This window comes from Microcoleus sp. B5-D4, from assembly GCF_036705145.1.
Lineage (GTDB): Bacteria > Cyanobacteriota > Cyanobacteriia > Cyanobacteriales > Microcoleaceae > Microcoleus.
On sequence record NZ_JAUBTV010000169.1, the window covers coordinates 1 to 3,724 of the forward strand.

General features: G+C 47.8%; 2 protein-coding genes and 1 pseudogene. 1 reads left to right on the forward strand and 2 read right to left on the reverse strand.

The window, feature by feature from the left end; all coding sequences use genetic code 11:
• Positions 1–8: 8 nt before the first annotated feature.
• Positions 9–325 (reverse strand): annotated as a pseudogene (locus tag QUB10_RS33835) (element excision factor XisH family protein).
• Positions 326–618: 293 nt separating this feature from the next.
• Here QUB10_RS33835 and QUB10_RS33840 point away from each other — a divergent pair.
• Positions 619–2,319 carry an ABC-F family ATP-binding cassette domain-containing protein gene (locus QUB10_RS33840; RefSeq protein WP_333207486.1) on the forward strand — a complete coding sequence of 567 codons (1,701 nt, stop codon included), beginning with the start codon at positions 619–621 and terminating at the stop codon, positions 2,317–2,319.
• 79 nt (positions 2,320–2,398) lie between these two features.
• Here the strand turns inward: QUB10_RS33840 and QUB10_RS33845 are convergent, their stop codons facing one another.
• Positions 2,399–3,316 (reverse strand): fructosamine kinase family protein, encoded by a 918-nt coding sequence (locus tag QUB10_RS33845; RefSeq protein ID WP_333207487.1) that lies wholly within the window; start codon positions 3,314–3,316, stop codon positions 2,399–2,401.
• Between the last annotated feature and the right edge of the window lie 408 nt (positions 3,317–3,724).

The following is a 3,724-nucleotide window of genomic DNA, read 5'->3' on the forward strand; positions in this document are numbered from 1 at the left end:
ACTCATTATTATCTCCGATGATTCACTTTTACTTCCTCAATCCGCGTATGTGCCAGTTGGGGGTGCGGAATGTGGGTGATAAAACTTTTAACTTCAACTGCTATCTTGCGATCATTGTTCTCAGCAGCTAATAGCTGTTCGGCACCAATATCGATCGGTTTCTCTTCGCCCAAGCCAAGGGATACGGATCATGGGTAGTTGTCCAGCCCGCCTTAATCAGAGCCTGTTTGACAACTTGATGATAAATGTCTCTTGCTGGCACGATCGCTCTCTTTTGCGATAGAGGTTGACACTGACTATTATAATGTGCAGAAGTCTCAACCATTATTCGAGAAATTCAATCTGAAACAACACGATCGCCCGTTAGCGAAGCCCTCGAAGAGGCTCGCCCCACCCAAATAGTCCTGAACCCACATCAAGGGCAGAAACCGGGTTTCTTCCTATATCTCTAGCCCAGAATCTGCGATTTTTCAGAGAAACCCGGTTTCTTCGCGTAACTCCTACCAAATCAAAATCTGGCAATACGCTAAATATAATTAAAATTTGTTAAGATTAACTCGACCTCAGCGCCGGCATCCCATCCGCCGCTAAACCAGCCCTTCCCCAGTCCCCACAACAATGCTGCGACTCGAACACATCAGTAAAATTTACCCCACAGGCGTCGTACTCAAAGATGTCACCTGGGAAGTCAAGCCAGGCGATCGCATCGGCTTAGTAGGCGTTAACGGTGCCGGCAAATCCACCCAACTCAAAATCATCGCCGGCGAAATCGAACCCACCGCAGGCGAAGTCATTCGCCCCGCCAGCCTCCACATCGCCTACCTCTCCCAAGAATTTGAAGTAGATCCGACTCGCACCGTCAGAGAAGAATTTTGGCGCGCCTTCAGCGAAGCCAACGAAGTCCACGAATCCCTGATGCAAGTCCATCGAGACTTGGAAAACTCCTCCCCAGAAAATCTCGACGAATTGATCCACAAAATGGATCGGCTGCAACGGCAATTTGAAGGCTTAAACGGCTACGGTTTAGAAGCCCAAATCGAGAAAATTCTGCCCGAAATCGGATTTGAACCCGAAGATGGCGATCGATTAGTCAGCGCCTTCAGCGGCGGCTGGCAAATGCGGATGAGTTTGGGCAAAATTCTCCTGCAAAAACCAGACATCCTGCTGCTAGACGAACCTACCAACCACCTCGACTTAGAAACCATCGAATGGCTGGAAGTATACCTCAAAGGGCTGACAACCCCAATGGTAATCGTATCCCATGACCGGGAATTTCTCGATCGGCTCTGCACCCAAATCGTCGAAACCGAACGCGGCGTTTCCAGCACCTACCTCGGCAACTACTCCTCCTACCTGCTGCAAAAAGCAGAAGCCAGAGAAGCCCAACTCAGCGCCTACGAAAGCCAGCAAAAAGAACTCGAAAAACAGCAAGCATTCGTAGAAAAATTCCGCGCCAGCGCCACTCGCAGCACCCAAGCCAAAAGTCGCGAGAAACAGTTAGATAAAATCGAACGCATCGAAGCGCCCACTGGCGGATTAAAAACTTTGCATTTTCGCTTTCCCCCCGCACCCCGCAGCGGCCGCGAAGTAGCAATAATTGAAGATTTGGTGCACACCTACGGCGAAAAAATCCTATTTTTGGGAGCAGACTTGTTAATTGAAAGGGGCGATCGCATAGCCTTTCTCGGTCCCAACGGCGCGGGCAAATCCACCCTGCTGCGACTGATTATGGGTTTAGAAAAGCCTTCTGAAGGTACAGTCAAATTGGGAGGCCACAACGTCATCCCCGGTTACTTTGAACAGAATCAGGCAGAAGCCTTAGATTTGAATAAAAGCGTGATCGAAACGATTCACGACGAAGTTCCCGACTGGAAAAATGAAGAAGTCCGGACTTTGTTGGGCCGTTTCTTATTTACGGGCGAAACAGTATTCAAACAAGTCGGCGCTTTAAGCGGCGGCGAAAAAGCCCGCCTAGCTTTGGCAAAAATGCTGTTGACTCCCGTGAATTTGCTGATTTTGGACGAACCGACAAATCACCTCGACATTCCGGCCAAAGAGATGATGGAAGAAGCGATTCAGAATTATGACGGTACCGTAATTATCGTTTCGCACGATCGCTATTTCATCTCCCAAGTAGCTAACAAAATTGTCGAGATTCGGGATGGAGAATTTCGCCCTTATTTGGGAGATTACCACTACTATCTCGATAAAATTGCTGAGGAAAAAGAGCTAGCACAAATCGCAAAACTTGAAGCTGAAAAAGCGGCTAAAAAAGCAGAAAAAGAAGCGAAGAAAAAAGCGACTGCTAAGCAAAAATAAAGTGGCAACGGTCGCAGATAAACCTTAGATCTGCGTTTATCTGCGTTCATCTGCGGTTAGAAATAAAACATCCCTATTTCTAACCCAAGACTCTCTTAATCATCTGATTCGCCTGCGACTCATAACTCCCACCAAACAAATTAAAATGATTCAAAATGTGATATAGATTATATAAACTTTTCCGCCGCTCGTAGCCTCCATCCAACGACCAAACCTGATTATATCCTCGATAAAACAGCGCCGGAAACCCGCCAAATAACTCCGTCATCGCAATATCAACTTCTCTATCTCCAAAATAAGTTGCCGGGTCAAAAATCACCGGTTCCCCCGTAGATGTCACCCCCGCATTTCCCCCCCACAAATCCCCGTGAACTAGCGAGGGTTGAGGTTCATAACCAGCTAACAATTCAGGAATCATCTCTAATAAACGTTCCCCTTGCGGAAAATGACCCCCCCGACGCTTAGCCAATTTTAACTGATAACCAATCCGATGTTCTGCCCAAAATTCTGCCCAATTTGCCGTCCAATTATTAATTTGCACCGTTGAGCCGATCGTATTATTAATATCCCACCCAAAAACTCCCCTCAATAAGCCCGAATTCGGCTCTTCTCCCCCCCTTAGCAAGGGGGGGCTGGGGGGGGTGTATTTGTGCATTTCGGCGAGTTTTCGCCCCATTTCTTCCCAAGCTCGATCGCCCCCGCGACTTCCCAAATCCAGCCATTCCAGCACAATATAAGCTGAATTCCCCTCAGTTCCCCAGCAAATCGGCTCAGGTACTCGAATCGTCTGGGTTTGCCGCATTTGCTGCAAACCCAGCGCTTCAGCTTCAAACATCGCGACTTGGCAAGCTTGATTGATTTTTACGAAGTAAGTGCGGGAACTGCTGCTGATAGAATAGCCTTGATTGATGCAGCCACCGCTGATGGAACGGCGATTGTCGATCGAAAATTTGTTTCCCGTTACTTCGCTAATGCGTGCGGCAATTTTATCCCACATAGCATGAAATCCTGTTGAGGGATGAGGGCGATCGAAATTAATTTAACAGGGATACCGAATTAAAAATTAATCAAAATTAATCAGCACAAACAAGAAAGCCCCTACCTGTACAGCAGAGAGGAGCTTTTGTTTAAAAGTGGTTGGAAGGATTGAGGTATTTTCGATCGGCAGTGAAGGGCCAAATATCTTCGCCACCTGGGGGTTTAACAAGCGAGCTCGGGATGGAATCCCAGTGGTGGCCCTGCGTCTGGCGACACTAGCGAAAAGTTGTAAGGGTAAAAAACCCTGAAGACTGCAGAGAATTAAGTCATCATCATCACCATGTGGAAACAGAGGTCAAGCCCTCGGTCTATTAGTACGCCTCAGCTTCATCCCTCTCAGGACTTCCACTTAACGCCTATCAACGGG

Coding starts and splice junctions, on each gene's coding strand:
- QUB10_RS33840 (WP_333207486.1), top strand. CDS start 619: ATGCTGCGACTCGAACACATCAGTAAAATTTACCCCACAGGCGTCGTA.
- QUB10_RS33845 (WP_333207487.1), bottom strand. CDS start 3,316: ATGTGGGATAAAATTGCCGCACGCATTAGCGAAGTAACGGGAAACAAA.